The sequence below is a fragment of the Citrobacter sp. BDA59-3 genome (genome assembly GCF_015167655.1).
Lineage (GTDB): Bacteria > Pseudomonadota > Gammaproteobacteria > Enterobacterales > Enterobacteriaceae > Phytobacter > Phytobacter diazotrophicus.
In genome coordinates this window covers 468054-494300 of sequence record NZ_CP063427.1, presented here as the reverse complement: position 1 = coordinate 494300, position 26247 = coordinate 468054, and the positions used below count along the sequence as shown (strand labels likewise).

The 26247-nt window shown below is 54.0% G+C and carries 29 protein-coding genes; 9 read left to right on the top strand and 20 right to left on the bottom strand.

Features of this window, described 5'->3' with window-relative positions; all coding sequences use genetic code 11:
- Window positions 1-87 precede the first annotated feature (87 nt).
- A complete protein-coding gene (gene cycA, locus IP582_RS02340) occupies window positions 88-1497 on the bottom strand; it encodes a D-serine/D-alanine/glycine transporter (protein WP_193794965.1) in 1410 nt (469 codons plus the stop codon).
- 297 nt (window positions 1498-1794) lie between these two features.
- Entirely contained in the window at window positions 1795-2415 is a 621-nt protein-coding gene (gene fklB / locus IP582_RS02335) for an FKBP-type peptidyl-prolyl cis-trans isomerase (RefSeq protein WP_193794964.1), read from the bottom strand.
- Window positions 2416-2648: 233 nt separating this feature from the next.
- On the opposite strand from fklB, the gene IP582_RS02330 reads away from it, so the two are divergent.
- Window positions 2649-3308, top strand: coding sequence for a LysM-like peptidoglycan-binding domain-containing protein (locus IP582_RS02330; protein ID WP_193794963.1), 660 nt, complete (start codon window positions 2649-2651; stop codon window positions 3306-3308).
- A gap of 41 nt (window positions 3309-3349) precedes the next feature.
- Here IP582_RS02330 and IP582_RS02325 read toward each other — a convergent pair whose 3' ends face one another.
- From IP582_RS02325 to rpsF, 5 genes are all read right to left on the bottom strand, one after another.
- A complete protein-coding gene (locus IP582_RS02325; RefSeq protein WP_193794962.1) occupies window positions 3350-4291 on the bottom strand; it encodes a DMT family transporter in 942 nt (313 codons plus the stop codon).
- Window positions 4292-4474: 183 nt separating this feature from the next.
- Window positions 4475-4924, bottom strand: a complete 450-nt coding sequence (rplI, locus tag IP582_RS02320; protein WP_039077786.1) for a 50S ribosomal protein L9 — start codon at window positions 4922-4924, stop codon at window positions 4475-4477.
- Window positions 4925-4965: 41 nt separating this feature from the next.
- Window positions 4966-5193 (bottom strand): 30S ribosomal protein S18, encoded by a 228-nt coding sequence (rpsR, locus tag IP582_RS02315; RefSeq protein ID WP_000135199.1) that lies wholly within the window; start codon window positions 5191-5193, stop codon window positions 4966-4968.
- A gap of 4 nt (window positions 5194-5197) precedes the next feature.
- Window positions 5198-5512, bottom strand: coding sequence for a primosomal replication protein N (gene priB / locus IP582_RS02310; RefSeq protein ID WP_039077787.1), 315 nt, complete (start codon window positions 5510-5512; stop codon window positions 5198-5200).
- A 6-nt stretch (window positions 5513-5518) separates the two neighbouring features.
- Window positions 5519-5914, bottom strand: a complete 396-nt coding sequence (gene rpsF / locus IP582_RS02305) for a 30S ribosomal protein S6 (RefSeq protein ID WP_006686337.1) — start codon at window positions 5912-5914, stop codon at window positions 5519-5521.
- 344 nt (window positions 5915-6258) lie between these two features.
- Here rpsF and yjfY point away from each other — a divergent pair, with 344 nt between their 5' ends.
- Both yjfY and IP582_RS02295 read left to right on the top strand, forming a co-directional pair.
- Complete coding sequence (gene yjfY, locus IP582_RS02300) at window positions 6259-6531, top strand: DUF1471 family protein YjfY (RefSeq protein ID WP_039077825.1); 273 nt, start codon at window positions 6259-6261, stop codon at window positions 6529-6531.
- Window positions 6532-6692: 161 nt separating this feature from the next.
- A complete protein-coding gene (locus IP582_RS02295) occupies window positions 6693-7886 on the top strand; it encodes an MFS transporter (protein WP_193794961.1) in 1194 nt (397 codons plus the stop codon).
- Window positions 7887-8018: 132 nt separating this feature from the next.
- Here IP582_RS02295 and IP582_RS02290 read toward each other — a convergent pair whose 3' ends face one another.
- From IP582_RS02290 to ulaA, 6 genes are read right to left on the bottom strand one after another with little or no spacing between them, the layout of a single operon-like run.
- Window positions 8019-8702 (bottom strand): L-ribulose-5-phosphate 4-epimerase, encoded by a 684-nt coding sequence (locus IP582_RS02290; RefSeq protein WP_193794960.1) that lies wholly within the window; start codon window positions 8700-8702, stop codon window positions 8019-8021.
- A complete protein-coding gene (locus IP582_RS02285) occupies window positions 8702-9556 on the bottom strand; it encodes an L-ribulose-5-phosphate 3-epimerase (protein WP_193794959.1) in 855 nt (284 codons plus the stop codon). The genes IP582_RS02290 and IP582_RS02285 overlap by 1 nt, the downstream gene beginning before the upstream one ends.
- A gap of 9 nt (window positions 9557-9565) precedes the next feature.
- Window positions 9566-10219: a 3-keto-L-gulonate-6-phosphate decarboxylase UlaD gene (ulaD, locus tag IP582_RS02280; RefSeq protein WP_107223536.1), complete on the bottom strand. Its 654-nt coding sequence runs from the start codon at window positions 10217-10219 to the stop codon at window positions 9566-9568.
- A gap of 13 nt (window positions 10220-10232) precedes the next feature.
- Window positions 10233-10700, bottom strand: coding sequence for a PTS ascorbate transporter subunit IIA (ulaC, locus tag IP582_RS02275; RefSeq protein ID WP_079497699.1), 468 nt, complete (start codon window positions 10698-10700; stop codon window positions 10233-10235).
- A gap of 9 nt (window positions 10701-10709) precedes the next feature.
- Window positions 10710-11015, bottom strand: coding sequence for a PTS ascorbate transporter subunit IIB (gene ulaB, locus IP582_RS02270; protein WP_039077792.1), 306 nt, complete (start codon window positions 11013-11015; stop codon window positions 10710-10712).
- A gap of 14 nt (window positions 11016-11029) precedes the next feature.
- On the bottom strand, window positions 11030-12427 hold the full coding sequence (gene ulaA, locus IP582_RS02265) for a PTS ascorbate transporter subunit IIC (RefSeq protein WP_193794958.1): 1398 nt from the start codon (window positions 12425-12427) through the stop codon (window positions 11030-11032).
- 361 nt (window positions 12428-12788) lie between these two features.
- On the opposite strand from ulaA, the gene ulaG reads away from it, so the two are divergent.
- Together ulaG and ulaR are read left to right on the top strand one after the other, a co-directional pair.
- Window positions 12789-13853 carry an L-ascorbate 6-phosphate lactonase gene (gene ulaG / locus IP582_RS02260; protein WP_193794957.1) on the top strand — a complete coding sequence of 355 codons (1065 nt, stop codon included), beginning with the start codon at window positions 12789-12791 and terminating at the stop codon, window positions 13851-13853.
- A 117-nt stretch (window positions 13854-13970) separates the two neighbouring features.
- On the top strand, window positions 13971-14726 hold the full coding sequence (gene ulaR / locus IP582_RS02255) for an HTH-type transcriptional regulator UlaR (RefSeq protein ID WP_039077795.1): 756 nt from the start codon (window positions 13971-13973) through the stop codon (window positions 14724-14726).
- Here ulaR and yjfP read toward each other — a convergent pair whose 3' ends face one another.
- On the bottom strand, window positions 14727-15476 hold the full coding sequence (gene yjfP / locus IP582_RS02250; RefSeq protein WP_039077796.1) for an esterase: 750 nt from the start codon (window positions 15474-15476) through the stop codon (window positions 14727-14729).
- 187 nt (window positions 15477-15663) lie between these two features.
- Between yjfP and bsmA the strand changes: the two genes are divergently transcribed.
- From bsmA to IP582_RS02235, 3 genes are all read left to right on the top strand, one after another.
- A complete protein-coding gene (gene bsmA / locus IP582_RS02245; protein WP_193794956.1) occupies window positions 15664-15993 on the top strand; it encodes a biofilm peroxide resistance protein BsmA in 330 nt (109 codons plus the stop codon).
- Between the two features lie 135 nt (window positions 15994-16128).
- Entirely contained in the window at window positions 16129-16404 is a 276-nt protein-coding gene (gene yjfN / locus IP582_RS02240; protein ID WP_039077798.1) for a DUF1471 family protease activator YjfN, read from the top strand.
- Between the two features lie 170 nt (window positions 16405-16574).
- Window positions 16575-18509: a methyl-accepting chemotaxis protein gene (locus IP582_RS02235; RefSeq protein ID WP_193794955.1), complete on the top strand. Its 1935-nt coding sequence runs from the start codon at window positions 16575-16577 to the stop codon at window positions 18507-18509.
- Here IP582_RS02235 and IP582_RS02230 read toward each other — a convergent pair.
- Complete coding sequence (locus IP582_RS02230) at window positions 18506-20125, bottom strand: isovaleryl-CoA dehydrogenase (protein WP_193794954.1); 1620 nt, start codon at window positions 20123-20125, stop codon at window positions 18506-18508. The two genes, IP582_RS02235 and IP582_RS02230, sit on opposite strands and share 4 nt — an antisense overlap.
- A 162-nt stretch (window positions 20126-20287) precedes the next feature.
- Between IP582_RS02230 and IP582_RS02225 the strand changes: the two genes are divergently transcribed.
- Window positions 20288-21568 carry an MFS transporter gene (locus IP582_RS02225; RefSeq protein WP_193794953.1) on the top strand — a complete coding sequence of 427 codons (1281 nt, stop codon included), beginning with the start codon at window positions 20288-20290 and terminating at the stop codon, window positions 21566-21568.
- A gap of 240 nt (window positions 21569-21808) precedes the next feature.
- Here the strand turns inward: IP582_RS02225 and rlmB are convergent, their stop codons facing one another.
- From rlmB to IP582_RS02200, 5 genes are all read right to left on the bottom strand, one after another.
- Window positions 21809-22543, bottom strand: a complete 735-nt coding sequence (gene rlmB / locus IP582_RS02220; RefSeq protein ID WP_193794952.1) for a 23S rRNA (guanosine(2251)-2'-O)-methyltransferase RlmB — start codon at window positions 22541-22543, stop codon at window positions 21809-21811.
- Between the two features lie 103 nt (window positions 22544-22646).
- Entirely contained in the window at window positions 22647-23444 is a 798-nt protein-coding gene (locus tag IP582_RS02215; protein WP_193794951.1) for an ABC transporter ATP-binding protein, read from the bottom strand.
- A complete protein-coding gene (locus tag IP582_RS02210; protein ID WP_193794950.1) occupies window positions 23441-24433 on the bottom strand; it encodes an ABC transporter ATP-binding protein in 993 nt (330 codons plus the stop codon). Before IP582_RS02210 ends, IP582_RS02215 begins: the two co-directional genes overlap by 4 nt.
- Complete coding sequence (locus IP582_RS02205; RefSeq protein WP_193794949.1) at window positions 24426-25286, bottom strand: ABC transporter permease; 861 nt, start codon at window positions 25284-25286, stop codon at window positions 24426-24428. The genes IP582_RS02210 and IP582_RS02205 overlap by 8 nt, the downstream gene beginning before the upstream one ends.
- Window positions 25283-26239 carry an ABC transporter permease gene (locus IP582_RS02200; RefSeq protein ID WP_193794948.1) on the bottom strand — a complete coding sequence of 319 codons (957 nt, stop codon included), beginning with the start codon at window positions 26237-26239 and terminating at the stop codon, window positions 25283-25285. Before IP582_RS02200 ends, IP582_RS02205 begins: the two co-directional genes overlap by 4 nt.
- Window positions 26240-26247: the final 8 nt, after the last annotated feature.

The window sequence follows — 26247 nt, the reverse complement described above, 5'->3', positions numbered from 1 at the left end:
GCCCCTGAGAGCGCCTGATTCATGGAAGTCTTTAGAGCCGCCTGCGCGGCTCTTTTTTATGTCTGCCGGATGCAAGGTCTACGAATACTAGCGCATACCTGCCAGGCGTTTTTTACCCACAATCAGCCAGCCCGCGCCCAGCACAATAAACCAGATTGGGGTGACGATCAGCGCCTGACGAGTGTCCTCTTCGAGCGTCAGCAACACCAGTACGAACACAAAGAACGCCATGCATACCCAGCACATCACTTTGCCAAGCGGCATTTTGTAGATGGACGCTTCATGCAGTTGCGGACGCTGTTTACGGTAGACGAGGTAAGAGCAGAGGATAATCGTCCAGACAAACATAAACAGGATGGCCGAAACGGTGGTAATCATGGTGAACGCCGCAATCGCACTTGGGTTCACGTACAGCATCACCACACCGCCCAGCAGGCAGATACAAGAGAAGGTCAGCCCTTTCGCCGGTACCGCACGTTTAGAGAGCTTACCGAACGCTTTTGGCGCCACGCCATCTTGCGCCAGGCCGAACAGCATACGGCTGGTGGAGAACACGCCGCTGTTCGCGGAAGACGCAGCAGACGTCAGCACCACAAAGTTGATAATGCTCGCTGCGGCAGGCAGGCCCACCAGAACAAACAGTTCAACAAACGGGCTCTTATCCGGCACCACGGAACTCCATGGGGTCACGGACATAATCACAATCAACGCAAACACATAGAACATAATGATGCGGATCGGAATGGAGTTAATCGCGCGCGGCAGCGACTTTTCCGGGTCTTTGGTTTCTGCCGCTGTCGTTCCGACCAGCTCAATCCCCACAAAGGCAAAGACCGCGATCTGGAAACCGGCAAAGAAGCCGCTGATGCCTTTCGGGAACCAGCCGCCGTCATTCCACAAATGCGCAACAGAGGCTTCGACCCCGGTCGGCGATTTGAAACTGGTCAGCACCATCACCAGACCAACAACAATCAGCGCCACAATGGCGACGATTTTGATCATCGCGAACCAGAACTCCATCTCGCCGAACATTTTTACGGTGGCAAGGTTCAGGCTCAGCAGCACCAGGACAATGGTCAACGCCACTATCCAGTCGGATAATCCAGGGAACCAGAATTGTGCGTAAGCGGTGATCGCCACCACATCGGCCATCCCGGTGACTACCCAGCAGAACCAGTATGTCCAGCCGGTAAAATACCCCGCCCACGGTCCGAGCAGGTCGGCGGCGAAGTCGCTAAAAGATTTGTACTCAAGGTTCGACAGCAGCAACTCACCCATCGCACGCATGACGAAAAACAGCATGAACCCGATGATCATATAGACAAAAATGATCGACGGTCCTGCAAGGCTGATGGTTTTCCCGGAGCCCATAAACAGCCCGGTACCGATGGCACCACCTATAGCGATTAGCTGAATATGACGGTTTGTAAGATTGCGCCGTAGCGATTGTTCAGTCGAAGCCTCTTCGTCAGCCACGACTTTTGCCTGATCTACCATGTTTATATCCTGTCTGTGTTGTTGAGGCTCTTCTGGCCTTTAATTGCATACTTCGCCCATTCGCGGACGCAACGATATTAGGTAAGAATGGGTAGGATGAATACTCTGAATTAAAAGAGATGTTAAATATTTGTTTAAAGTGAGCAGCATATCACTCAAATTAGGGGATGGAGTTCACAAAAATACACCGCAATGCGCGCATAGCAAGATAAAGTATCGAAACTAATTCATTTAATGAATGATTCACGCAACATCGTCTTCCTCTCCCCTGACGAGGAGAGGAAAACATCGGGAAGATTACAGGATTTCCAGTAATTCCACTTCGAATACCAGGGTGCTGAATGGCGGGATGGACGCGCCCGCGCCACGCTCGCCGTAGGCCAGTTCGTGCGGAATCGTCAGTTCCCATTTGGAGCCAACCGGCATCAGCGTCAGCGCTTCGATCCAGCCGCCAATCACGCCGTTTACCGGGAATTCAGCCGGTTCGCCACGCGCGACGGAGCTGTCGAACACGGTACCGTCGATCAGTTTACCGGTGTAGTGAACGCGAACACGGTCAGTACGCGCCGGGATAGCGCCTTCGCCCTGATTGATAACGCGGAACTGCAAACCAGACTCCGTGCTGTTCACACCCTCTTTCTCACGGTTTTCGTCCAGATATTTCACGCCTTCTGCCGCCATCTCTTCAAAGCGCGCACGACGCACTGCGTCCGCACGTTCGTGGATTTCACGCAGCGCACGATGAACAACATCCACCGGCACAGCCGGTTGTTTACCTGCCAGGGCGTCAGCAATACCGGCGACCAGCGCTTCCGGCAACAGCCCCTGTAAGCCGGAGTCGCTAAGCTGCTGCCCTACCTGCAAACCAATGCCATAGCTGGCCTGCGCTTCGATCGTGTCAAACGTTGGGGTTGTCATGGGTTTTCCTTTCATCACTTTTTAAGGTAGCGCGCAGCATAACAGCCACGCCGCAGCGGGTAAAACTTTGTCGTAGTAAAGATGACAAATCGCAGAGAAACAGAAACAATACTCCCGGTAAGATAATTCTCATTATGATGTCACGAGACAATGCATCACACAGCCAATCAGGTAGTTAGCCATCTATACTCAACGAGACAGGATAAATAATGACGCGGAGCAGGAGGAAAGCCATGCCCGGGCGATTTGAACTGAAACCTACCCTGGCGAAAATCTGGCACGCCCCGGATCATTTTCGCATTCTGGACCCGCTTCCGCCGATGCACCGTCGTGGGCTGATCCTTGCGGCGTTGTTGGTTATTATCGGTTTCCTGCTGCCCACCCCGAAAGAGACGGTGACGCCTCCCGCCTCTGTCGGGCGCGAAGCCCAACTGAATCTTCAGTCACAATCCCAGCCGCAGACACAATCGCAGCCTTCACAACCGCTGGTGACGTCACAGCCGGTGCAAAACCAGCAACCTGCTCCTGTCCTTAACGAGGAGCCGCAGGCCGTGCAGGAGCCGATACAACAGGAGCGTCCGGTCGCCGAACACTCTGCCCCTGCAGCCTCTTCCGCTGGCGGTATTGAGCAGCAGTGGCGCACCTACCGTGTCGAACAGGGCAAAACGCTGGCCCAGGTTTTCCGTGACCACAATTTGCCGCCAACCGATGTCTATGCCATGGCAAAAGTAGAAGGCGAAGGCAAACCGCTCAGCACCCTGCAAAGCGGCCAGATGGTGAAAATTCGTCAGAACGCGAATGGCGTAGTAACCGGGTTGACGATTGAAAATGGCAGCGGCCAGTCTGTCTTGTTCACTCGCCAGCAGGACGGTAGTTTTATCCGGGCACGATAAGCCTCCTGGCCGGGTGAGCAATAACGCTACCCGGCCAGAAGTTAATCGGCTTTTCGGGAGACCTTGTTCACCCACCAGATGCCGGAGCACACCAGCATCAACGCAATCGCGTATTTGAGTTCGATAATATTCTCGCCCAGAAAAATAGCCGACAATAACGCACCTGAGACCGGGATTAAGAAGTTAAACGGCGCAATCATCCCCACCCGATTGTACTTGAGCAGAATGCTCCACAGCGCAAACGCAACCGAGGAGAGCAGCGTCAGGTAGCCAAGAATCGCCACCGAGGAAGGGCCATGCACGGTAAGCTCGCCGCCAAAAACATATCCGCCGACCGCGAGCACGACGCCACCAAACCCCAGTTGATAACCCGTCATTACCAACGGATCGACCGTTTGCGAGATCCGCTTACCATATAGCGTCGATGCCGAGAGAATAAACGCCGCCAGAACCACAAAGCCATCCCCCATCAGGCTAAAGCTGAACTCCATCAGGCCACTATTGAGGTTAACCACCATGACGCCAGCAAACCCCAGAACGCAGCCAAGGGTTTTGTTATAGCTCAGTTTGTCATTCTGGTAGATAAAGTGGGCCAGCAGCACGCTAAAGAAGGTGCCTGTCGCATTCATAATTGAACCTTTTACCCCAGTGGTGAAGGCCAGACCAATATAGAAGAAGACGTACTGGAGTGAGGTTTGCGTGACCCCGAGCAGTGCCAGTTGGCCACACTGATGGAAAGAGAGGCGAGCCAGCGGGCGGCGGCGCTGCGCCAGCGCAAGCAGTAATAACAGTAGCCCTGCGAAGAAGAAGCGATAGCCAGCAAAGACGATTTTCGAAGGGATATCATCCACGTCAATCTGGAAAATCTCATAACCGCTTTTAATCGCCGGGTAGGCGCTTCCCCATAATAAACAACAGAATGCTGCTCCTGCATACGCCGCATTTTTACGGGCAAAGAGCGGCGGCTGGTGTATCGTTTCCATACATTCACCAATTTAAAATAACGTTTTATTTTTTAATTATTGCGGAATAGCCAGGAAATGGAAACAGATATGCGAAAACAGAGATCAGGTTGTGAGCTCGAAGGGATAAAAAGGAAAAACCAGAGGGATAAAAAGCAAAACGCCGGCACAAGGCCGGCGTTTTTACGCAACGTCAGAAGCTAATTACTCAGCAACAACGTTAACGATCAGTTTAGCGAATACTTCGCTGTGAACCTGGAAGTCCACTTCGTGCTCACCAGTGGTACGCAGAACGCCGTTCGGCAGACGAACTTCGCTCTTAGCCACTTCAACGCCAGCTGCAGTTACAGCGTCAGCGATGTCGCGGGTACCGATGGAACCGAACAGTTTACCTTCGTCGCCAGATTTGGAAGCGATGGTTACAGTGCCCAGTGCGTTGATTGCTTCAGCGCGAGCGTTAGCAGCCGCCAGAACGTCAGCCAGTTTGGCTTCCAGTTCAGCGCGACGAGCTTCGAAAAACTCAACGTTTTTCTTGGTAGCCGGAACAGCTTTACCCTGTGGAACCAGGAAGTTACGAGCGTAGCCCGCTTTAACGTTTACCTGATCACCCAGGCTGCCCAGGTTTGCTACTTTATCAAGCAGAATAACTTGCATTACCTTATCCTCTTAAAGTCGTATTAATGGACCGTGCCCGATTACTGATGACGATCAGTGTACGGCAGCAGAGACAGGTAGCGAGCGCGTTTGATAGCGCGAGCCAGCTGACGCTGGTATTTTGCACGAGTACCGGTGATACGGCTTGGGACAATCTTACCGCTTTCGGTGATGTAGTTTTTCAGCGTAGCGATATCTTTATAGTCGATCTCTTGAACGCCTTCCGCGGTGAAACGGCAGAACTTGCGACGACGGAAATAACGTGCCATATGGCTAGTCTCCAGAATCTATCAATTCAATCTGCTCGGCATGCAGAACCATTTTAGTCAGACCGTTCTTTGCCTTGTGGCAAGAGATGAACCCCTGAACGGTTACTGCGCTACCGACCGTTATACTGTGAGTAATGGCCTGGTTTTCGTGTCCGCTAATGATAACGGGCATTTGGCACCACGCCTGCCGGTGAAACCCGGCTTCCTCCTGCACAGAACGGTGCTCAAGCACGAACTGGCAGTGAGGAATTCCTGATGGGCTGACCTTTCGAAGGGGGGTCCTGCACACGGTGCCGGACAACACCAGACGGTTGGTCATCAGAAATTACTCTTCAGAATCCCCAGCATCTGCATCATCTGCGGTTTCGTTTGCGAAATCATCGCGACGCTCACGGCGCTCGTCTTTCGCTTTAACCATCGGAGATGCTTCGGTAACAGCGTGTTTAGTACGCATTACCATGCTACGGATAACGGCATCGTTGAAGCGGAAGTTTGTTTCCAGCTCATCGATAACTTCCTGCGGAGCTTCAACGTTCAGCAGAACGTAGTGTGCTTTGTGCAGTTTGTTGATCGGGTAAGCCAGCTGACGGCGGCCCCAGTCTTCCAGACGGTGGATCGTACCTTCTGCTGCAGTGATTGCACCAGTGTAACGTTCGATCATGCCCGGAACCTGTTCGCTCTGGTCAGGATGGACCATAAAAACGATTTCGTAATGACGCATCGAATTGCTCCTTACGGATTATTCAGCCTCCTGTCTGGGTCAGCCGCGGCCCATGGAGGCAAGGAACGTGATTAAAGGGCGGCTGAAAAATTGACGCGTCATAATACTTATCTCGCCCCCCAAACTCAAGCTGATTGCACAAATAATTCGCACTAAGCGCAAAGCCGCTTCACAGAGCGGGATTAGAATTAGACAAAATGGATACGGCAATTTTTTGAACGACAGCATCAGAAATGGTCGCGATACGTTCTGGCGGGAAAGCGTAAACTTTAAATACACCCCAATGACACGGGAGGAAAGATGTTCTGAAGGTCACAACATAAGCAGTAATGGAGCACAATATTATGAAAAACATCGCAATCTTACTCACAGCGCTACTCCTTAGCGCCAATGCGGCGGCAGCCATCAAAATTGACGGGCGGCAAGCCAAAAACATGGATGATGTGCAGAGCTTAGGCGTTATCTACATTAATCATAACATCGCCACTGAAAGCGAAGCGGATCAAGCACTCAAAGTCGAAACTGACGCGAAGGGTGCGAAGTATTATCACCCGGTCTTACTTCGGGAGCCGGGCAGCAATGGCCTTATTCACGCCAGCGCTGACATTTATCGCTAGTACACACAGACCAGTTACCCTTGCCATTATTAATCGCCCTCTTCCATGAGGGCTTTTTTTTGCACATCATTAAATGATAATTATTTGTACAGTATGCTTATCAAAACCGCAGGCCGCTGATCTAATAGCATCTTAATAACCTGATTATCCGGAGCGATATCGTGTTTGTGCGTTTTGCAACCCTGGGCCGTATCCCGCAAGGCGTTTGGGTGCTCGGCGGCGTAAGTCTGTTAATGGATGTCTCGTCCGAGATGATCCACAGCCTGTTACCTCTCTTTATGGCGACCACATTAGGTGCCAGCGTCATTGTCATTGGCCTGATCGAAGGGATGGCAGAGGCAACTGCGCTTATCATTAAAGTGTTTTCCGGCGTACTCAGCGACTATCTGGGTAAACGCAAAGGACTAGCCCTGCTGGGATATGGCATGGGTGCGCTTAGCAAACCGCTGTTTGCCCTGGCTTCCTCCTCCGGCCTGGTATTCGGCGCGCGAATGATTGACCGCGTTGGCAAGGGGATCCGTGGGGCACCTCGCGACGCGCTGGTTGCCGATGTGACGCCCCCCGACATTCGCGGTGCCGCATTTGGCCTGCGCCAGTCGCTGGACACAATCGGTGCTTTCCTTGGTCCGCTGCTGGCCGTGGCGCTGATGTTTCTGTGGGACAATGATTTCCAGTCCATCTTCTGGGTGGCAGTGCTCCCAGGCACACTGGCTATCGCTCTGCTCTATTTCGGGCTTGATGAACCCAAAACGCCCATTATCAAAAAGCGCACCAACCCGCTCACCCGTGAGAACCTGAAAAAACTCAGTAGCGCTTACTGGTGGGTCGTTGGACTGGGCAGCGCCTTTACCCTCGCCCGTTTTAGTGAAGCCTTTCTGGTACTACGCGCACAGCAGATGGAGATTCCACTGTTTGCCATTCCGCTGGTAATGGTCGCAATGAACCTGGTGTACGGTCTGATGGCCTACCCCTTTGGTAAACTGTCCGACGGCATGAGCCACAGTAAAATGCTGCAGGCAGGCCTGCTGGTGCTGATTGTCGCCGATCTGGTACTGGCGTTAAGCCACCACTGGAGCACGTTACTGCTCGGCGTTGCCCTGTGGGGTATCCATATGGGAATGACCCAGGGCCTGCTGGCGGCGATGATCGCCCATACCGCGCCAGCAGAACTGCGCGGCACCGCGTTTGGCATGTTTAACCTCATGAGCGGCATCGCTCTGCTGTTGGCCAGCGCCGGGGCCGGTATTTTGTGGGAAACCCTGGGCGCAGCATCAACATTTTATGCAGGTGCCGTGATCTGCCTGATTACGCTAGCAGGGATGCGCTGCATACCGTCAGCCTATCGTCAGGCATAAAAAGGCTCCGGAATCAGACCAGTAACATCCCGAAGGCGTACACATTCCGGAGCATAATTTTCTAATAGTCCGCACGAAGCATAGCTGATGCCGGGGAAACTCCTGCGGTGCTGCGCCTGGCCGGAACTCTAGTCACTGCCCGTAATAGGCATTTGGGCCGTGCTTACGCATAAAGTGTTTATTCATCAGATAATCATCAATCGGCTTTAACGCCGGGTTGATACCTCGGGCAATCCACGCCATCCGGGCAACCTCTTCCATGACCACCGCATTATGAACGGCGTCGGCGGCATTTTTCCCCCATGCAAACGGACCGTGTTGGTAGACCACCATTCCCGGCGTATGCAATGGGTTATTGTTGCCCAGCGTCTCGACAATCACCTTACCAGTGTTGAGTTCATACTCTTCCCGTACCTCCTCTTCAGAGAGCGCACGGGTACAGGGAATATCGCCAAAGAAATAATCTGCATGGGTGGTGCCAAGCGCAGGAATGGCCAGACCCGCCTGCGCCCAGGCTGTGGCATGCGTGGAATGGGTATGCACAACACCGCCAAGCTGAGGGTAGCGTCGGTACAACTCAAGGTGTGTTGCGGTATCGGAAGACGGGCGCCACTGCCCTTCCACCCTGTTGCCCTGTAAATCCACCACGACCATGTCATCTGGTTTCATGTTCTCGTAGGCAATACCGCTGGGTTTAATCACCACCAGCCCGCGTTCACGATCAATAGCGCTGACATTTCCCCAGGTAAAGGTCACTAATTCATAGCGCGGCAAATCCATATTGGCGTCAAACACCTGCTGCTTAAGCTCTTGCATTATGCCGCCTCCACCAAACCCGCGTTTGCCATACGCGCTTTCACCCAGTCGCGCGCTTTTAGCACCTCTGCCGCCGGATCTTCTGCCGTCTCGCTCCACATCTCGATCAAGTACGGACCACAGTAGCCGCTCTCTTTGAGCGTGGCGAAACAGCGTTCAAAATCCACTACGCCGGTGCCAAAGGGGACGTTTTTAAAAACGCCGGGGCGCGTGTCTTTGACATGAACCGCCACGATATGGCCGACGCCCGCCAGCAGTTCCATCTGCACGTCGTTATCCCAGGCTGAAAGATTGCCGATATCCGGGTAGAGCTGAAACCATGGGTTATTAAGGTAGTGCGCGTACCCCAGCGCTTTGCTGATCGAATTCATCAGCGGGTAATCCATAATTTCCATCGCCAGGGTTACCTGTGCGCGGCTGGCCATTTCCACGCTCTCTTTGAGTCCGTCACGAAAGCGGCGGCGCGTCTCATCATTCGCCTGCTGGTAGTAAACGTCATAACCAGCGAGTTGAATCACCCGGATACCGGTATCCTGCGCAAACCGGATAGCCTTGCGCATGATCTCCAGCCCCTGGTTACGTACCGCGTCATCTTCGCTGCCCAGCGGAAAACGCCGGTGCGCGCTCAGACACATTGAAGGAACGCGAACGCCTGTTTCCGCTATCGCAGCTACCAGTGCCAGACGCTGCTCAGGGTTCCAGTCGAGGCGGGCCAGACGGGTATCCGTTTCATCTACCGACATTTCGACAAAATCAAAACCCAGCGTTTTCGCCAGTCGCAACCGTTCCAGCCAGCACTCCCCGGCAGGGAGTGCTTTTTCGTAGATACCCAGCGGGATCTGTTTTGACAACATACCCGCTCCTTAGCCCCACAACTGAGCAATTGAGCGCTTGAACTGACGCGCCGCTTCAACCGGATCTGCGGCGTCGCGGATACTGCGCCCGGCAATAAAGACGTGAATGGGAATGCCCTTGAACAGCGGCAAATCCTCCAGCGCCAGTCCGCCGGTAACCGTCACCTTAAAGCCCATTTCGGCCAGTTTTTTCACCGCGCTGATATCCGCCTCACCCCATGCGACCCCTGCCGCCTGCGCATCACGGCTGCGGTGATAAACGACTTGTTGAATGCCTGCATCGCGCCACTGCTGCGCCTGTTGCCACGTCCAGTAACCGGTCAGTTCAATCTGCACGTCGCCGTTAAACTCTTTCGCTACATCCAGCGCGCCTTTCGCGGTGTTAATATCGGCGCAACAGATTACGGTCACCCAGTCGGCATTGGCTTCAAAGCACATTCTTGAAAGGATTTTCCCGGCATCGGCAATTTTGGCGTCGGCCAGTACGATTTTGTGAGGATACAGCGCCTTAAGATCGCGAACAGCCCGAACGCCCTCGCCAACACATAAAATGGTCCCAACCTCAATAATATCCACTTCTTCGGCAATTAAGCGGGTGGTTGCATAAGCGTGTGACAGCGTCTGGTTATCCAGGGCTACCTGCAACATCGGTAAATCAGACATGTTTTTTTGCTCCTTATACAGACGCCGCCGTGGCGCTATCAATTAAATCCAGTACCTGCTGCGCCGTGCGACAGGCGCGTAAACGGTCAAAATTCGCTTCATCTTCAAACAGGTTGACGATTTGCATGATGCCGTCTTCCTGATGCGTACGCGCATCCACTGCCGCCAGAGTGATAAGGATGTCGACCGGGTCGTTGTCCTCGTGATTAAAAACCAGCGGTGTTTTGAGGGTCACCAGCGCAAAGCCATTTTTCTTCACCCCTTCTTCCGGGCGGCCATGGGGCATGGCAAGCCCCGGGGCAATCACGAAGTACGGTCCAAACCGTTCCACACCGTCCAGAATGGCCTGGTAGTAACGCGGTTCAACAACCTCAGCCCCTACCAGCAGATCCACGCCAAGCTTCACCGCCTCCTGCCACGTACTGGCCTCTGCCTGCAAGCGAATCGCATTGTTCTCCGCCAGCGAGTCACGTAATTTCATAGTGAGTCCTTATTTCACATCCTGTGCAAAATGGGCGTTGATGACTTCCATTAGCTTCGGACCAAAATCAGCGGCAGAGAGCATATTGCGTACCCCGACCACGTATTTATTACCGGAGACTTCGATTTCACTGGCGACATGGGTAGAAGCAATGATGATGTCCGCCCCGCTCAGCTCACTTTTGTATTCCCCCACCGCGCAGCTGTTCACCGTATGGTCGACCTTTTGTTGCGTCAAAAACTGGTCAACTTTCATTTTCATGATCATGGAACTACCTTGCCCACAACCACACACAGCCAGAATACGTACGGTCATAATCAAACTCCTTTTTAAACAGAGTGTTCTGTCAGTTGTTTTTCCGCGTCTTCCTCAGCACGCAGGGCGCGACCGGCAAAGAACATGTAAGCCAGCGCAATCAAAATCATCACAGCCATAAACGCGATCCCCACGGAGGCAAAGCCTTGCATCATTGGCGGTGCCAGGATGGACCAGTCAGCCATTCCCATCCATGCGCTCATTCCCGTCAGTTTTACCGCCCAGACACAGCCAAAAATTTCGATCATGCCCATCACCAGGCAAATCTTGATGGCGGCACGCCAGCCGCCGAAGTGGTTGGCAAAGACGCCAATGGTGGCGTTGGAGAAAAACATCGGGATAAAGCCAGGAATGATGAGAATGGAGGAGCCGCAGGCAATCAGGATGCCGACCGCAATCAACTGGCCGATAGTCCCCCACATAAAGCCCCAGACCACCGCGTTCGGCGCGAAGCTATAAATCGCCGCACAGTCAATCGCCAGCACAGCCCCCGGAATCAAGCGCTGAGAAATACCGTTGAAGGCTTCGGAAAGCTCGGCGACAAACATACGCACGCCCTGGACGATAATGAAAATCGCCACTGCAAACTGGAAGCCGGTTTGCAGGATATAGACCGTCCAGTGAGTTTTCCCCGCCATCGCCTGAACGGTATCAAGGCCAAAAGAGAGCAGAATCGCGCCGAAGAAAACCGTCATGACAATGGCGGTAGAGACGATGTTGTCATGGAAGATATTCAGCCAGCCCGGCAGTTTCAGATCTTCAACGCTTTCCTCTTTTTTCCCAAGGTACGGCGCGATTTTGTAAGCGATCCAGGAGGCGAACTGCTGCTGGTGACCGATAGAGAAACCGCAATTATCTGTCACTTCCTGTGTTGGTTTGTACATCATATTGGAGGTAATGCCCCAATAGAGTGAAACCAGCACGGCGGCACAGATAATGGTGGTCCACATGGAGTAACCGAGAATAAAGAAGAACACCGCAATCAGACCGGCCTGCTGGAACATGATATGCCCGGTCAGCATGATGGTGCGAATGCCAGTAATACGCCGCAGCAGGACGTAAGTAATGTTTAGCGCCAGGGCCAGCAGTACCGCATAACCCACCCAACTGTACGCGTCGCCCATACGTTCAATGGTCGCCATCATTGACGCGTAGGTGTCAGAAATCGCACCGTTGATGCCGTATACGTCAGACATTTTGGCAACCACCGGTTTAAACGTGCTGGTCAGGATCCCCGACCCCGCCTGCAGCAACATAAAGCCGATGATCGTTTTGATCGTGCCTTTAACGATAACGCTGACACTTTTTCTCAACAGGATATAGCCAATACAGGTCACGATCCCCAGCAGCAACGGGGCATTGGTCATCACCTGATTAAAAAAGACAGTGAAGACGTTGTAGAGAATCTCCATAACTCGCTCCAGTAAGAAAATGGCTGCATTTGTGCAACGCAGCACAAGGTGAAAACACTCTACCAATCATAAATAATCACAAAAAGATTGTTTTTGATTAATTGTGATGCATCACGCAATTTATTTCCCCATTCTCATTACACATACATATCCAGTACAAGAAGCCGCAAAACAATTTATTAAATTCATATAGTTAATAAAAATAGCAAAGAAATCAGCATGCAAAGCGTATCGTAGCAACACAATCACAATGCGATTTAACACGCCAAACCCTGTTGCGATCATGATGAAACTGTGAAAATATAAATCACAAGTTATCACAATATGATTTATTTTGATTAAACAGGTAAGGAGCGACACCATGAGTAAGATTGAAACCATTACCCGGGAATCATGGATTCTGAGCACTTTTCCCGAGTGGGGAAGCTGGCTTAATGAGGAAATTGAGCAGGAACGTGTCGCTCCCGGCACCTTTGCTATGTGGTGGCTGGGCTGTACCGGTATCTGGCTGAAATCAGAAGGAGGTACCAATGTGTGCGTCGATTTCTGGTGCGGTACGGGCAAGCAGAGCCACGGTAACCCATTGATGAAAAAAGGGCATCAGATGCAGCGCATGGCAGGTGTTGAAAAACTGCAGCCAAACCTGCGCACCACGCCGTTCGTGCTGGATCCGTTCGCTATTCGTCAGGTCGATGCCATCCTCGCCACTCACGATCACAATGATCATATTGATGTAAACGTCGCCGCTGCTGTCATGAAAAACTGTGCCGGTGATGTCCCCTTCATCGGCCCACAGACCTGCGTCGATTTATGGATTGGCTGGGGTGTACCAAAGTCACGCTGTATCGTCGTCAAACCGGGTGATGTCGTTCGCGTAAAAGACATTGAAATTCATGCACTTGATGCGTTCGATCGCACCGCGTTAATTACCCTGCCTGCAGAGCAAAAAGCGGCTGGCGTACTGCCTGACGGCATGGATCAGCGTGCAGTTAACTACCTCTTTAAAACTCCCGGCGGTACGCTATACCACAGCGGTGACTCGCACTATTCCAACTACTATGCGAAACATGGCAACAAGTACCAAATTGATGTGGCATTGGGTTCTTACGGCGAGAACCCGCGCGGCATTACCGACAAAATGACCAGCGCCGACATACTGCGTATGGCGGAAGCGCTAAATACAAAAGTCGTGATCCCATTCCACCACGATATCTGGTCTAATTTTCAGGCCGATCCACAAGAGATTCGTGTTCTGTGGAACATGAAAAAAGACCGCTTACAGTATGGCTTTAAGCCTTATATCTGGCAGGTGGGCGGGAAATTTACCTGGCCTGTGGATAAAGATAATTTCGAGTATCACTACCCACGTGGTTTTGATGATTGCTTTACTATCGAGCCCGATTTACCGTTTAAGTCCTTCCTCTAAAAGCTGGAGCGGGTGCCGTTGTACCCGCTTTTATCATCAGTATCGCGCACTTATCTTTAGTAATTTCAGGCTATTTCAAATATCATCTTTTCACATCATTAATCATCGGAATAGCTCATGACGGAAGCGCAACGACATCAAATACTGCTGGATCAACTGTCGCAGACGGGCTTTATTACGGTTGAAGAAGTGATCGCCAGCCTGGGCGTATCTCCTGCAACCGCACGTCGCGATATCAACAAGCTGGATGAAAGTGGCAAACTTAAGAAGGTGCGTAACGGCGCCGAAGCCATCAGCCAGCAGCGTCCGCGCTGGTCGCCGATGAATATCCATGAGGCACTGCACCACGATGAAAAAGTACGTATCGCCAGAGCCGCATCACAGCTCGTTAGCGCTGGTGAAAGCGTAGTGATCAACTGTGGATCAACTGCCTTCCTGTTGGGCCGTGAAATCTGCGGTAAACCGGTACAAATCATCACTAACTACCTACCGCTCGCCAATTACCTCATCGAACAAGAACACGAAAGCGTGGTCATTATGGGCGGACAGTACAACAAGACGCAGTCCATCACCCTGAGCCCGCAAAGCAGTGAAAATAGCCTCTATGCCGGTCACTGGATGTTTACCAGCGGCAAAGGGCTGACGGCAGAAGGTCTTTATAAAACCGACATGCTGACGGCCATGGCCGAACAGAAAATGCTGAACATGGTGGGAAAACTGGTCGTTCTGGTAGATAGCAGCAAAGTCGGTGAGCGTGCGGGTATGCTGTTCAGTAACGCCGATCAAATCGATTTGGTGATCACCGGAAAACAGGCCAACCCCGAAATCCTCAAAAAACTTGAGGATCAGGGAGTTAAAGTGATGCGCGTGTAGTTAAAGATGCTCGGTGAAAAAGCGGACGGTGGCCGTCAGGGCGGTGGGTGTTATGCGATGTTTTACGCCTGCTTCCCACAGGCAGGTTAACTGCTCGTCCAGACGTGCAGCTGCCAACGCCTGCTGCAGACGTAATGTTTCGGCTGCGGGTACCACATCGTCCTCCTCCCCATGCCAGAGAAAAAGTGGACGGTTGGCAAGCTGTGCTAATTGCCCGCTGATATCCCATTTTGCTAACGGCGCGACAATCGCATCAAACGCCGCCTGCTCTTCCGGTGTTGTCACCTCCAGCGGAGGAAAAAGGGAATTCGCCAGGGTGGAGAAATAGCCAGAACCCATCAGGCAGGCAACGCTTCGGACCTCCGGAAACTGCGTCATAATACCGAGCGCCGTCATGCCGCCCATCGATGCGCCCCCTACGCCCAGCCTCTGATTGTCGATCAATCCCTGCTGATACAGTGCCGCTTTCAGCGCCGCAAACTCCGTAAAATTACCCTGCAAAATTTGCCAGAAACGCTGTAGCCGCCGCGTTTCATCACCGTCAAACCGGGCTCCATGCTCCGGCGCGTCAGGCATAACGACCCGAAACCCTGCCTGAGCCAGCGCCACGGCAAAATAGCTATAAACCAGCTTGGAGGAGGTAAATCCGTGGTAAAAAACAATACAGGGTAATGGCTGTGCCTCTTTTCCCGCCGGGAACGCGTGTAATGCTTCAATCCCGGCAAAATGCCGTACATCGAGTTCTATCATTAGCCTCTCCTTGATCTATAGTGCTGGTATGCCATCACGCCTTCGAAGGTGCAAGTCAACGTTCGCATATCAAGTGTTAGCATTGTGATAAAGATGCTGCGCCGATCGCATTTTCATTCGAAACTTATGTTGGCAATAGCAAAATTGGGAACATTCCCCTCTTGCCTGTTTATTATGGAACTACACTATGGCTATCAGGAAACATGAAAATATGATGCGCTGGTTTCTCCCCCTTGTTATGGCGCTGTTTTTGAGTGGATGTAGCGTGCTGGAAGGTAAACCACAGTCCGCCCCGCCCGTCAGCGATCATCCGCAGGAGATAAGTCGTAATCAGACGCAAAACCTGCATGAAATGGGTGCATTTAGCGTATCGGTGCTGGGTTCGCCTATGGACGTTGAAGACGAAATAAAAGCCAGAGCTACCGCTGAAAAAGCGGATTACTACGTCATTCTGATGATGGATGACACGGTCATTCCAGGCCGCTGGTATGCAAGGGCTATGTTGTATCGTCATTAAGTAAACGTCTGGGTTTAAGGAAGATTTACACTGCTTTGCGTCCTTTTATGTTTGCCTGTGCACAATGGAATGTATGGAATTTTCGCGCGATGGAGTGCCCTGGAAAAAATCGGGGTAACGTGGAATGGAGCTGATATGAAACGATCTCTTGCCTTAAACTCACTGTTGCTTTCTACAGGCTTAGCCAGCATAACAGCGCAGCCAGCAGAGTTCGCGAGCGCTGACTGCGTCACCGGGCTGAATGAAATTGGCCTGATTTCTGTCAACAACGTTTCCGGAAGTCCACAGGATGTGGAGCGTGTCATCGCGCTGAAGGCTGACGAACAGGGAGCATCCTGGTACCGTATTATTCAGATGCAGGAAGAACAACGGGCAGATAACTGGCGGGTGCAGGCCATACTTTATGCCTGACATGCCATATACCCGAAAAGCCACTTTTAGAGTGGCTTTTTTCTTTACCTCATTGTTAACAATGAGTTACGAAAACAAAACTTTTTAGTAACATTTAGTTACATTGACACATTAAATGTTATCGAATAATTGCCGTTGAAGGTGCTGACATTCTTTTCAGCGGATATTTTATGAGCGCCTTTTTTAGTCGCATTGGACTCGGCACCAAACTTTCTCTTCTAACGGGCACAAGCGTAGCCGTGCTTTTTCTGGTTTTCACCTTTCTGTTAAGCAATAAAGCCAGCCAACAACTGGAAACGCTGGCGGTGGAAGATCTCCATAACCAGTCCACGGGCGTTCAGGATATGGTAGAAATGTTTAACAGCAGCCTGAGCGAAGAGGTTGAAAGCTATACCCGTCTGTTCAGCAGTTTTTTGCCTCAACCTGTGACCATCGATCAGGCGCAACGCCGTGAAATTAACAGTATTAGCGTTCCCTTGCTAAAAGGGGGCGACAGTGACCTTCATGAAAACAATGCCATTGTTGATGATTTTCTTACCCGCACCGGGGCTATCGCCACGCTGTTTGTGCGCAGTGGCGATGACTTTGTGCGCGTTGCTACCTCGTTACGTAAAGAGAATGGCGATCGTGCGATAGGTACGAAACTGGACAAAGCCAGCCCGGCTTTTGCTCCGGCGTTGAAAGGCGAAACCTACCGTGGGCTGGCCTTATTATTCGGTAAGCGCTACATCACGCAATACCAGCCGGTAAAAGATAACAACGGCAATACCATAGCCATCTTATTTGTCGGCGTGGACATCACCCACTCATGGGAGATCATGCGCAGTAAGATCCTCGGACGCCAGCTTGGTGATAGCGGCCATTTCTACGTACTGGATCGTAATAATGGTAAGAACTACGGTAATTACCTGTTCCACCCCAGCGAGGAGGGTAAACGCCCGCAGTGGGATGAGCGCGATCTGAATACCGTTCTGCAACAGACTACCGGTACGCTGGAACAGCAGCGCCCCGATGGCCATCGACAAATGCTCTCATGGATAACTGTGCCCGGCTGGAACTGGACGGTGGTGGGCGAAGTCGACAAGGCGGCATTACTCAATGATGTCAACACGCTACGCAATCAGTTCCTGATAGCCGGGCTGGTTCTCTCTTTGCTGTTTGCCGCACTGTTTGTGGTGATTGTCCGCCGCTGGCTGACACGCCCTCTTCGTGATGCCATTGGCCTGGCCAGCCGCTATGCGTCGGGCGATCTGCGGGCCAGTCTGGAAGTCAAACGTCAGGACGAAGTGGGGCAACTCATGGATGCCATCAACGGGATCGGCAATGGCTTGCATACCATTGTTTTACAAGTGCGTAAATCTGCCAGTGATATTCACCACGGCACCAATGCGCTTGCCGCCGACAGCACTGAAATCAGCGAGCAAATTAACAAGCAGGCCAGTAGCGTCGAGGAGACCTCAGCCAGCATGGAGCAACTTGCGGCGACACTACAGCAGAATGCCGCCAATATGGAAGAGATGCAGTCGCTGGTGAATGAAACCGCCCGGGAAGTACAAAAGGGTGGCATAACCGTCGAAGAAGCGGTTGCCACCATGGACGCGATTCGTACCGCCTCTCAGCGAATTGCCGACATCACCCATGTGATTGAATCTATCGCCTTCCAGACCAATATCCTGGCGCTTAACGCTGCGGTTGAAGCCGCTCGCGCCGGGGAACATGGTAAAGGATTTGCCGTCGTGGCCCAGGAAGTACGAGCGCTCGCAGCCCGCAGCGCCAATGCGGTAAAAGAGATCGATGAACTGACCAGCGATACGCTCAAAAAAGTCCATGAGGGACATACGTTATCCAACAATACCCGGCAGGCAATGGGCTCTATCACCGCGCATATGAACCACATTAACCAGTTGGTTAACGAGATTAACAACGCCTCTCATGAGCAGTCGGCAGGGATTAATCAGGTCAATATCGCCATGACGCATATTGGTGAAGCCACGCATATTAACGCAGGACGGGTTTCGCGCAGTGAGCAAACCGCTGGCGCGCTGCGCGAAAAAGGGGCGCATCTGACGGAGGTGGTCCGCCTGTTCAGCCTCAAAACGGACTAACCGGCACCGCCCGTGGCACGCAGCAGCAGGTCACTTTGAACCTGCTCAGCCACAACAGACGCGCCACGTATATCCAGCATCATCCGGCACCAGGCTTGTGCTATTGACGGGGGAGCGAACTGCAACAATTGCGCCCCCGTCGCCAGCAGATACAGTTGCCGGGTAATTTCCCGCCCTTGCGCCTCAAGAGGTTTACGCAACTGTTGCTGTAACTGACGCCATGCACGATCAAAATGCCTGTCCTGACCTTTGACCGCGCCAAACACATCGTGCAACAACTCACTGATGCCCTGCTGTTTAGCCAGCACGCGTAAAACATCAAGACACATAATATTGCCGGAGCCCTCCCAGATACTGTTCACCGGCATTTCCCGGTAAAGCCGGGGAAGCTCGCTCTCCTCGCAATAGCCAATGCCGCCCAGCACTTCCATGGCTTCGGCAACAAAGGGCATACCCGCTTTGCAGACCGCGAATTTCGCAACGGGGGTAAACAGCCGTGCCCAAAGCGTCTCTTCCGGCTTAGTGCGACCATCCCAGGCACGGGCAAGGCGAAATAAAAACGCCGTCTGCCCTTCCAGTTGCAACGCCATCCGGCTAAGGACTTCCCGCATCATTGGCTGGTCGACGAGATTTTTTCCGAATGCCTGACGCTGATGAGCATGGTACAGGGCTACGGAAAATGCCCGGCGCATCAGACCGTGGCTCCCCAACGCACAGTCAAAACGGGTCAGACCGCCCATTTTGAGGATTTGACGCACGCCGTCGCCCTCTTCTCCTACCAGCCAGCCGCTGGCCTCGCAAAATTCTGCTTCGCTGCTGGCATTTGAGCGGTTACCCAGTTTGTCTTTCAGACGTTCGAGCCGCACACCGTTGCGCTGTCCGTCAGGTAAAAAACGCGGCACAAAAAAGCAGGAGAGGCCGCCTTCCGCCTGCGCCAGGACCAGATGCGCATCGCTCTGCGGCACCGAGAAAAACCATTTGTGCCCCACCAACCGGTAGCTGTCACCAGTGCGTTGCGCCCGCGTGGTATTACTGAGCACGTCCGAGCCGCCCTGTTTTTCCGTCATCCCCATGCCAATCAGCAAACCGCGCTTTTGGTTGCCTGGCGCGAGATGCGGGTCGTAACGGTCGCTCATCAGTGGTTTGAGCCAATCCTGAAAAGGCGCTGGAAGGGAATGCTGCAATAGCGGCGTGGCGGCAAAGGTCATGGTTACCGGGCATAACGAACCGGCTTCCACCTGTGCATGGAGCACAAACCGCGCGGCGCGGGCAACAAACGAGCCACTGCGCGCGTCCTCTTCCCATGCCAGGTTATGAACACGGTTGGCGCACAGGCCTTGCATCAGTAAGTGCCATGCCGGGTGAAACCGTACATCATCGAGTCGTGCCCCCGTCGTGTCATAACGCAGCAGTTCCGGGGGATTAACGTTGGCCAGCCTGCCGAGCTCCAGCGATTCTGCCGTACCCAATTGCTGGCCGATACTGGCCAGTAAATCAGAATCCCAGGCTGCGCCTTCACGGATAACAGCGTCATACAGGGCTCGGTCAGAAAGGAAAAGATTGCTGTTATTCAGGGGGATGGGTTGATTAAAAACGGTATGCGTTTGCCAGTGCATCTGTTTGCCCTCCATCAATGGCATCGGCAATAAGTATGGGCAGATGGCCGGTGTTCCGCCCGCGATAGCGGTCACAAAACGGTGCGTATGGGTGCTTTCTGTTTGCGTTACCCGAGCTTAGCGGCGAGGCTTAACGATATGAAACCAGGAACGGTGACGCCCATGACAACAACACATGCACAAAAAAGAGCGCTGGTCGCAGGCTCAATCGGTAATTTCATCGAATGGTACGAGTTTGCGGTCTATGGCTTTCTTGCCACGGTGATTGCGAAGAACTTTTTTACCCTCGAAGGTGAATCTGCTATCACCAGTCTGATCCTGACCTATGCCGCCTTTGCCGTCGCCTTTTTCTTCCGTCCGTTGGGTGCGGTGGTGTTTGGCCGCATGGGTGACCGGATAGGCCGTAAGCCAACGCTGATTATTGTCCTCGTACTGATGACCCTGGCGACAGCGGCCATTGGCGTGGTGCCGGTTTATGCCAGTATCGGCGTCGCCGCACCGCTGCTTATTACCGGCCTGCGCATTTTGCAGGGGCTGTTTGCCGGTGGGGAATATGGCGGGGCCGTCTCGCTGATGACCGAGTTTGCCCCAAAGGGTAAGCGCGGTTTGTACGGTGCGTGGCAGTCATTGACCGTCGCCCTCGGTCTGCTGGCAGGGGCCGGGGTCGTAGCATTGTTGTCAGCATTACTTAGCCCGGAGGCCCTTCATGACTGGGGCTGGCGTATTCCCTTTTTCATCGCCATTCCTATGGGCGCCGTTGCGCTCTGGCTACGCGTTCATATGGAAGAGACACCCAGTTTTGTACATCAGCAAGCGCAGGCCGCTCCCCCTCAGGCGGCCAGTTTCGCCAGTACGTTAAAAGCTATTATCACCGGGATTGGTCGCCTGATGGTCTGGTCAGCGGCGGGTTATACCTATCTGGTGATTATGCCGACCTACCTTCAGTCGGCGCTGCACACCGGCTTTAACCAGGCATTGTTGATTGCGGTGATTTCTAATGCCGGGTTCGCCCTGACGATTATCCCCTCCGGCATGCTGAGCGATAGGATTGGTCGACGCACCGTGATGGTCACCGCCGCAGTGCTGCTGCTCATCCTGGCGCTGCCGCTGCTGAAAGTGTTACAGGCGGAATCAAGCACGATATTTATCAAGGCGGTGGTGGTGTTTATCGCCGGTGGACTGGTGGGGATGCTGGCAGGGCCTGGGCCCGCCATGCTGGCTGAGATGTTCCCGACCAGGGTTCGTTATACCGGCCTGGGGCTTGCTTATTCGCTGTCGAATGCGATTTTCTCAGGCTGTGCGGGGTTGATCATTACCGGACTGATTAAGCAGACGGGGAATCTGGATATTCCGGCGTATTACGTGATGGCAACGGCGGTGGTCAGCGTGATTGCGCTGATGACGCTCAGGAAGGATGATCATCAGCGTTCACTGGAGGAATAGTGCGGTCTGATGCCCTCACCTTGCTGGCAGTAGTGCGGTCTGATGCCCTCACCCCGGCCCTCTCCCACGGGGAGAGGGAGCAAACACTAAAAACAGCAACTAACGTTGCCGTTTTGCTTTTACCTCCACAGGGAGAGGGAGTAAACACTAAAAACAGCAACTAACGTTGCCGTTTTGCTTTTACCTCCACGGGGAGAGGGGGCAAACACTAAAAAGGCAACTTACGTTGCCTTTTGCGGTTTATTTTGTGCGCTGGCGAACGGCTTCGAACAGGCAGATACCGGTGGCAACCGACACGTTCAGTGACGACACGCTGCCCGCCATCGGAATGCTGATCAGCTCATCGCAATGCTCGCGTGTCAGACGGCGCATCCCCTCACCTTCCGCACCCATCACCAGCGCCATCGGGCCGGTCATTTTGCTCTGGAACAGGGTGTGGTCTGCTTCACCCGCAGTACCGACAATCCAGATATTCTCTTCCTGTAGCAGACGCATGGTGCGCGCCAGATTGGTCACGCGGATCAGCGGGACGTTTTCCGCCGCACCACAGGCCACTTTTTTGGCGGTCGCGTTCAACTGGGCAGATTTGTCTTTCGGTACGATGATGGCATGCACGCCAGCGGCATCGGCGCTACGCAGACAGGCGCCGAGGTTATGGGGATCGGTAACGCCATCGAGAATCAGGAAGAAAGGCTGGTGGAGACTGGCGATCAGATCCGGCAGATCGTTTTCCTGGTACTGACGACCCGGTTTCACGCGAGCGATGATGCCCTGATGGACCGCGCCTTCGCTTTTCTCATCCAGATATTGACGGTTAGCGACCTGAATCACGACACCCTGCGCTTCCAGCGCATGGATCAGGGGCATCAGGCGTTTGTCTTCGCGACCCTTAAGAATAAAGACTTCCTGAAAACGCTCCGGAGCGCGTTCCAGCAGGGCCTGCACCGCATGGATGCCGTAAATCATTTCACTCATCAATGGTACTCATTTGAGGCGATATCGCCGGGTTAAAGAAGCTGTGAGACATTCACATCGTCCCATTATAACCGACATAGCCTTCAAATCGACTGCTGAACGTTCAACCGTTCACCACCGCGCGTCTGGCCTCGTGAGTCACCGGGTATTCAGGCAGCCGCGCACTCAGTAAATAGCGCGTGTAGTCCTGCGTCGGCTGGGTGAAGATGCGCTCGCTCTCCCCCTGCTCCACAAGCTTGCCGCGGTACATTACCCCCACACGGTCAGCAATATGGCGCACCACGTTTAAATCGTGAGAGATAAACAGATAGGCCAGCCCGTATTCCCGCTGGAGTGACATCAGCAGGTTGAGGATTTGCGACTGAATGGAAACGTCCAGTGCGGAGACGGGCTCATCGCAGATAATGAGCTTCGGTTTAAGAATCAACGCCCTGGCAATGCCGATTCGCTGGCGCTGACCGCCGGAGAATTCATGTGGGTAGCGGGTAGCATCCTGCGGGCGTAGCCCCACATGCTCCAGCATTTCCGCGACCTGTGCTTTGCGGTTTTTGACACCGTGAATGATAAGCGGCTCCTCCAGGCTGTAGCCAATGCTGCGCTTTGGGTCGAGGGAGGAGAGCGGGTCCTGAAATATCATCTGCATCTCCCGACGCACCCGCTGCCACTGCGTGGCACTTTGCCCCAGCAAAGGCTGTCCCTCAAAGTGCACCTCGCCACCTGAGGCTGGCGTCAGCCCCAGAATCAGCCGCCCGGTAGTGCTTTTACCGCTGCCAGATTCCCCCACCAGCGCCCAGGTTTCCCCGGCGTTAATCGAGAAACTGACGTTGTCCACCGCCTGCACCGTCTGCCCATGGCGGTGAAAAGTTCTGGATAAGTTGTTCACCTGCAAAAGTGCCGTCATCCCGGTACCCCCTCCGTTTCGTCTGCGCGCCAGCAGCGCACGTTGTGATGTTCACCGTTTACCTTTCGCAACGCCGGCGGTTGTGCCCGACAACGCGGCTGCGCCAGCGGGCAGCGATCGGCATAGGTACAGCCGGCCGGCAAATCATGCAGCGAGGGAACCTGGCCGCGAATTTCTGCCAGCGGGGTTTTTGGCTTATGCTCCACCGATGGACGAGCCGCCAGCAGTGCGCGCGTGTAAGGATGGCGCGGGCTGGCAAAAAGCGTGTGGACGTCGCTCTCTTCGACGACCTGACCGGCATAGAGCACCACTACACGCTGGCACAACCGCGCCACCACGCTGAGATCGTGGGTAATAAACACGATACCCATGCCCGTCTGCTGTTTGATGTCATCCAGCAAGTCGAGGATTTGTGCCTGGATAGTGGCATCCAGAGCGGTGGTGGGCTCATCGGCAATCAGCAGCGCCGGGGAGGTGGCAATCGCCATCGCGATCATCACCCGCTGGCGCATCCCGCCGGAGAGCTCATGGGGCCAGGCGCTGGCACAACGGGCAGGGTCGGGTATGCCGACCTGTTCGAGCAGTCTGAGGATTTTTTCCTGCCGCTGGCGGCTCGTCAGCGTGGTGTGTAAGCGTAAACTTTCCGCAATCTGATAACCGATGGTCATCACCGGATTGAGGCTGGCAAGCGGGTCCTGGAAAATCATCGCCATATCGCGACCGCTGCGCTGGCGACGCGCCCTGGCGGAGAGCGTATGCAACGCCTGGCCTGCCAGCATCACCTCCCCTTCAATCCGCGTCGTGCGGGGTGAGAGCAGCCCCATCAGGGCCTGGGCGGTGACGCTTTTACCACAGCCTGACTCGCCAATAATGCCCAGCGTTTCATGGGCATTAACCTCAAAAGAGACGCCGCGCACGGGGGATATCACCCCCTGACGGGTGGCGAAATTGACTTCAAGGTGCCTGACCTGTAGCAATGTCTCAGCCATGACGCCCTCCCTGTTTCAGCAAGCGCAGCACACGGCGCGGCAGTGGTTTCAGGCCAGGGTCGGCGCTGTCGCGCAGATCGTCGCCGATAATATTCAACCCCAGAATCAGCAGCACAATGGCCACGCCGGGGAAGAAGGTCATCCACCAGGCGGTAAAGATCACCGCTTTTCCCTCCAGCAGAAGGTTACCCAGGCTGGGCATCGGCGGGGGCACGCCGGAACCGAGAAAACTGAGTGCCGCCTCGGTGAGAATAGCGACCGAGAAGACCCAGCTCACCTGCACGATAAACGGCGACACCACATTCGGCAGCAGATGCAGCCAGATAATGCGCGAGGCCGACGCCCCCTGCGCCCGCAGCGCTTCGATAAAGTTTTTCTCTTTGATGACCATCGCCGCGCCGCGAATCACGCGGGCAATCGACGGTACGTAGACCAGCGATAACGCCAGCACCACGTTGCTGATTTTTGGCCCCAGCACGCCAACAATCGCAATCGCCAGCAGCAGCGACGGGAAGGCAAAGAGTCCGTCGCAGACGCGCATCAGAATGCGATCCACCGGGCGATACCAGGCGCACAGCAGACCGATGGCCAGGCCTGTTACACCTGCAATTACCGCCACCGCCGCACCCACCGACAGCGATACGCGCACCGCCAGTGCGACACGCACAAAGAGATCACGACCAAAGTTGTCGGTCCCGAACCAATGTTGTAACGAAGGCGGTTTCAGGCGGCTGAGCGGATCAATGCTGTAAGGGTCGTAGGGGCTGAGGGCGCTGGCAAAAAACGACAGTAGCACGATCGCCAGCAACAGCGCGGGCCAGATCCAGATTCCGGGATTTTTTCCGATCATCATCGGCTTTCCCCCTCAACGGACAAGCGTGGATCGGCAAGGTAGCTCAGCAGATCCACCGCCAGATTAACCAGCACATAGCACACGGTAATCAGCAGTACTACGCCCTGAATCACCGTCACGTCGCGCCGTTCTATCGAGTCAACAATCAGTGAGCCAACGCCGGGAATGCCGAACACGCTTTCAATGACAATCGTGCCCGTCACCAGCGAGGCGAAGGATTCCCCACAAATAGTCAGAATCGGGATCAGCGCATTACGTAACGTATGGCGCAGCAGCACCAGCCGCTCCGGCACCCCTTTCGCCCGCGCCGTGCTGATAAAATGTTCCTGCATCACATCCAGCATCACCGCCCGGGTCATACGAGCAATCAGTGCCGCAATGCGCAACCCCAGCGCAAACGCCGGCAGGGTGAGATACCAGACGTTAAGCCACAGCGAGTCGTTGGTAGAGCGGTACCCCACCACCGGGAACCAGCGCAACTGGACGGCAAAAAAGAAGATCAGAAACAGCCCCAGCAGAAAGCCGGGGACTGACATGCCTAAGGTGGCGAGCGCACGAATGGCTTTATCGATGACACCGCCATGTTGCCAGGCACTCACTACACCGCCGAGTAGTCCGAGCACCAGCGCGATAGCCTGGGCATAGAGCGCCAGCGCCAATGTCGGGGTCAGATGCTGTAAAAAGAGGGTCATCACGCTGGTATTAAGAAACAGCGAATGACCGAGATCGCCCGTTAATATGCCAGCAAACCAATTGACAAACTGCACCAGCAGCGGCCTGTCGAGTCCCATCTGTTGGCGCATAGCGGCAATGTCAGCCGGGCTGGCATCGTTACCGAGGATAACCAGCGCCGGATCGCCCGGCGCCAGATGAATCAAACAGAACACCACCACCGAGACCACCAGCAGTACCGGCAGCAGCGCCAGCAGGCGGTGAAAGAGGTATCGTTTCATCGCCTTCT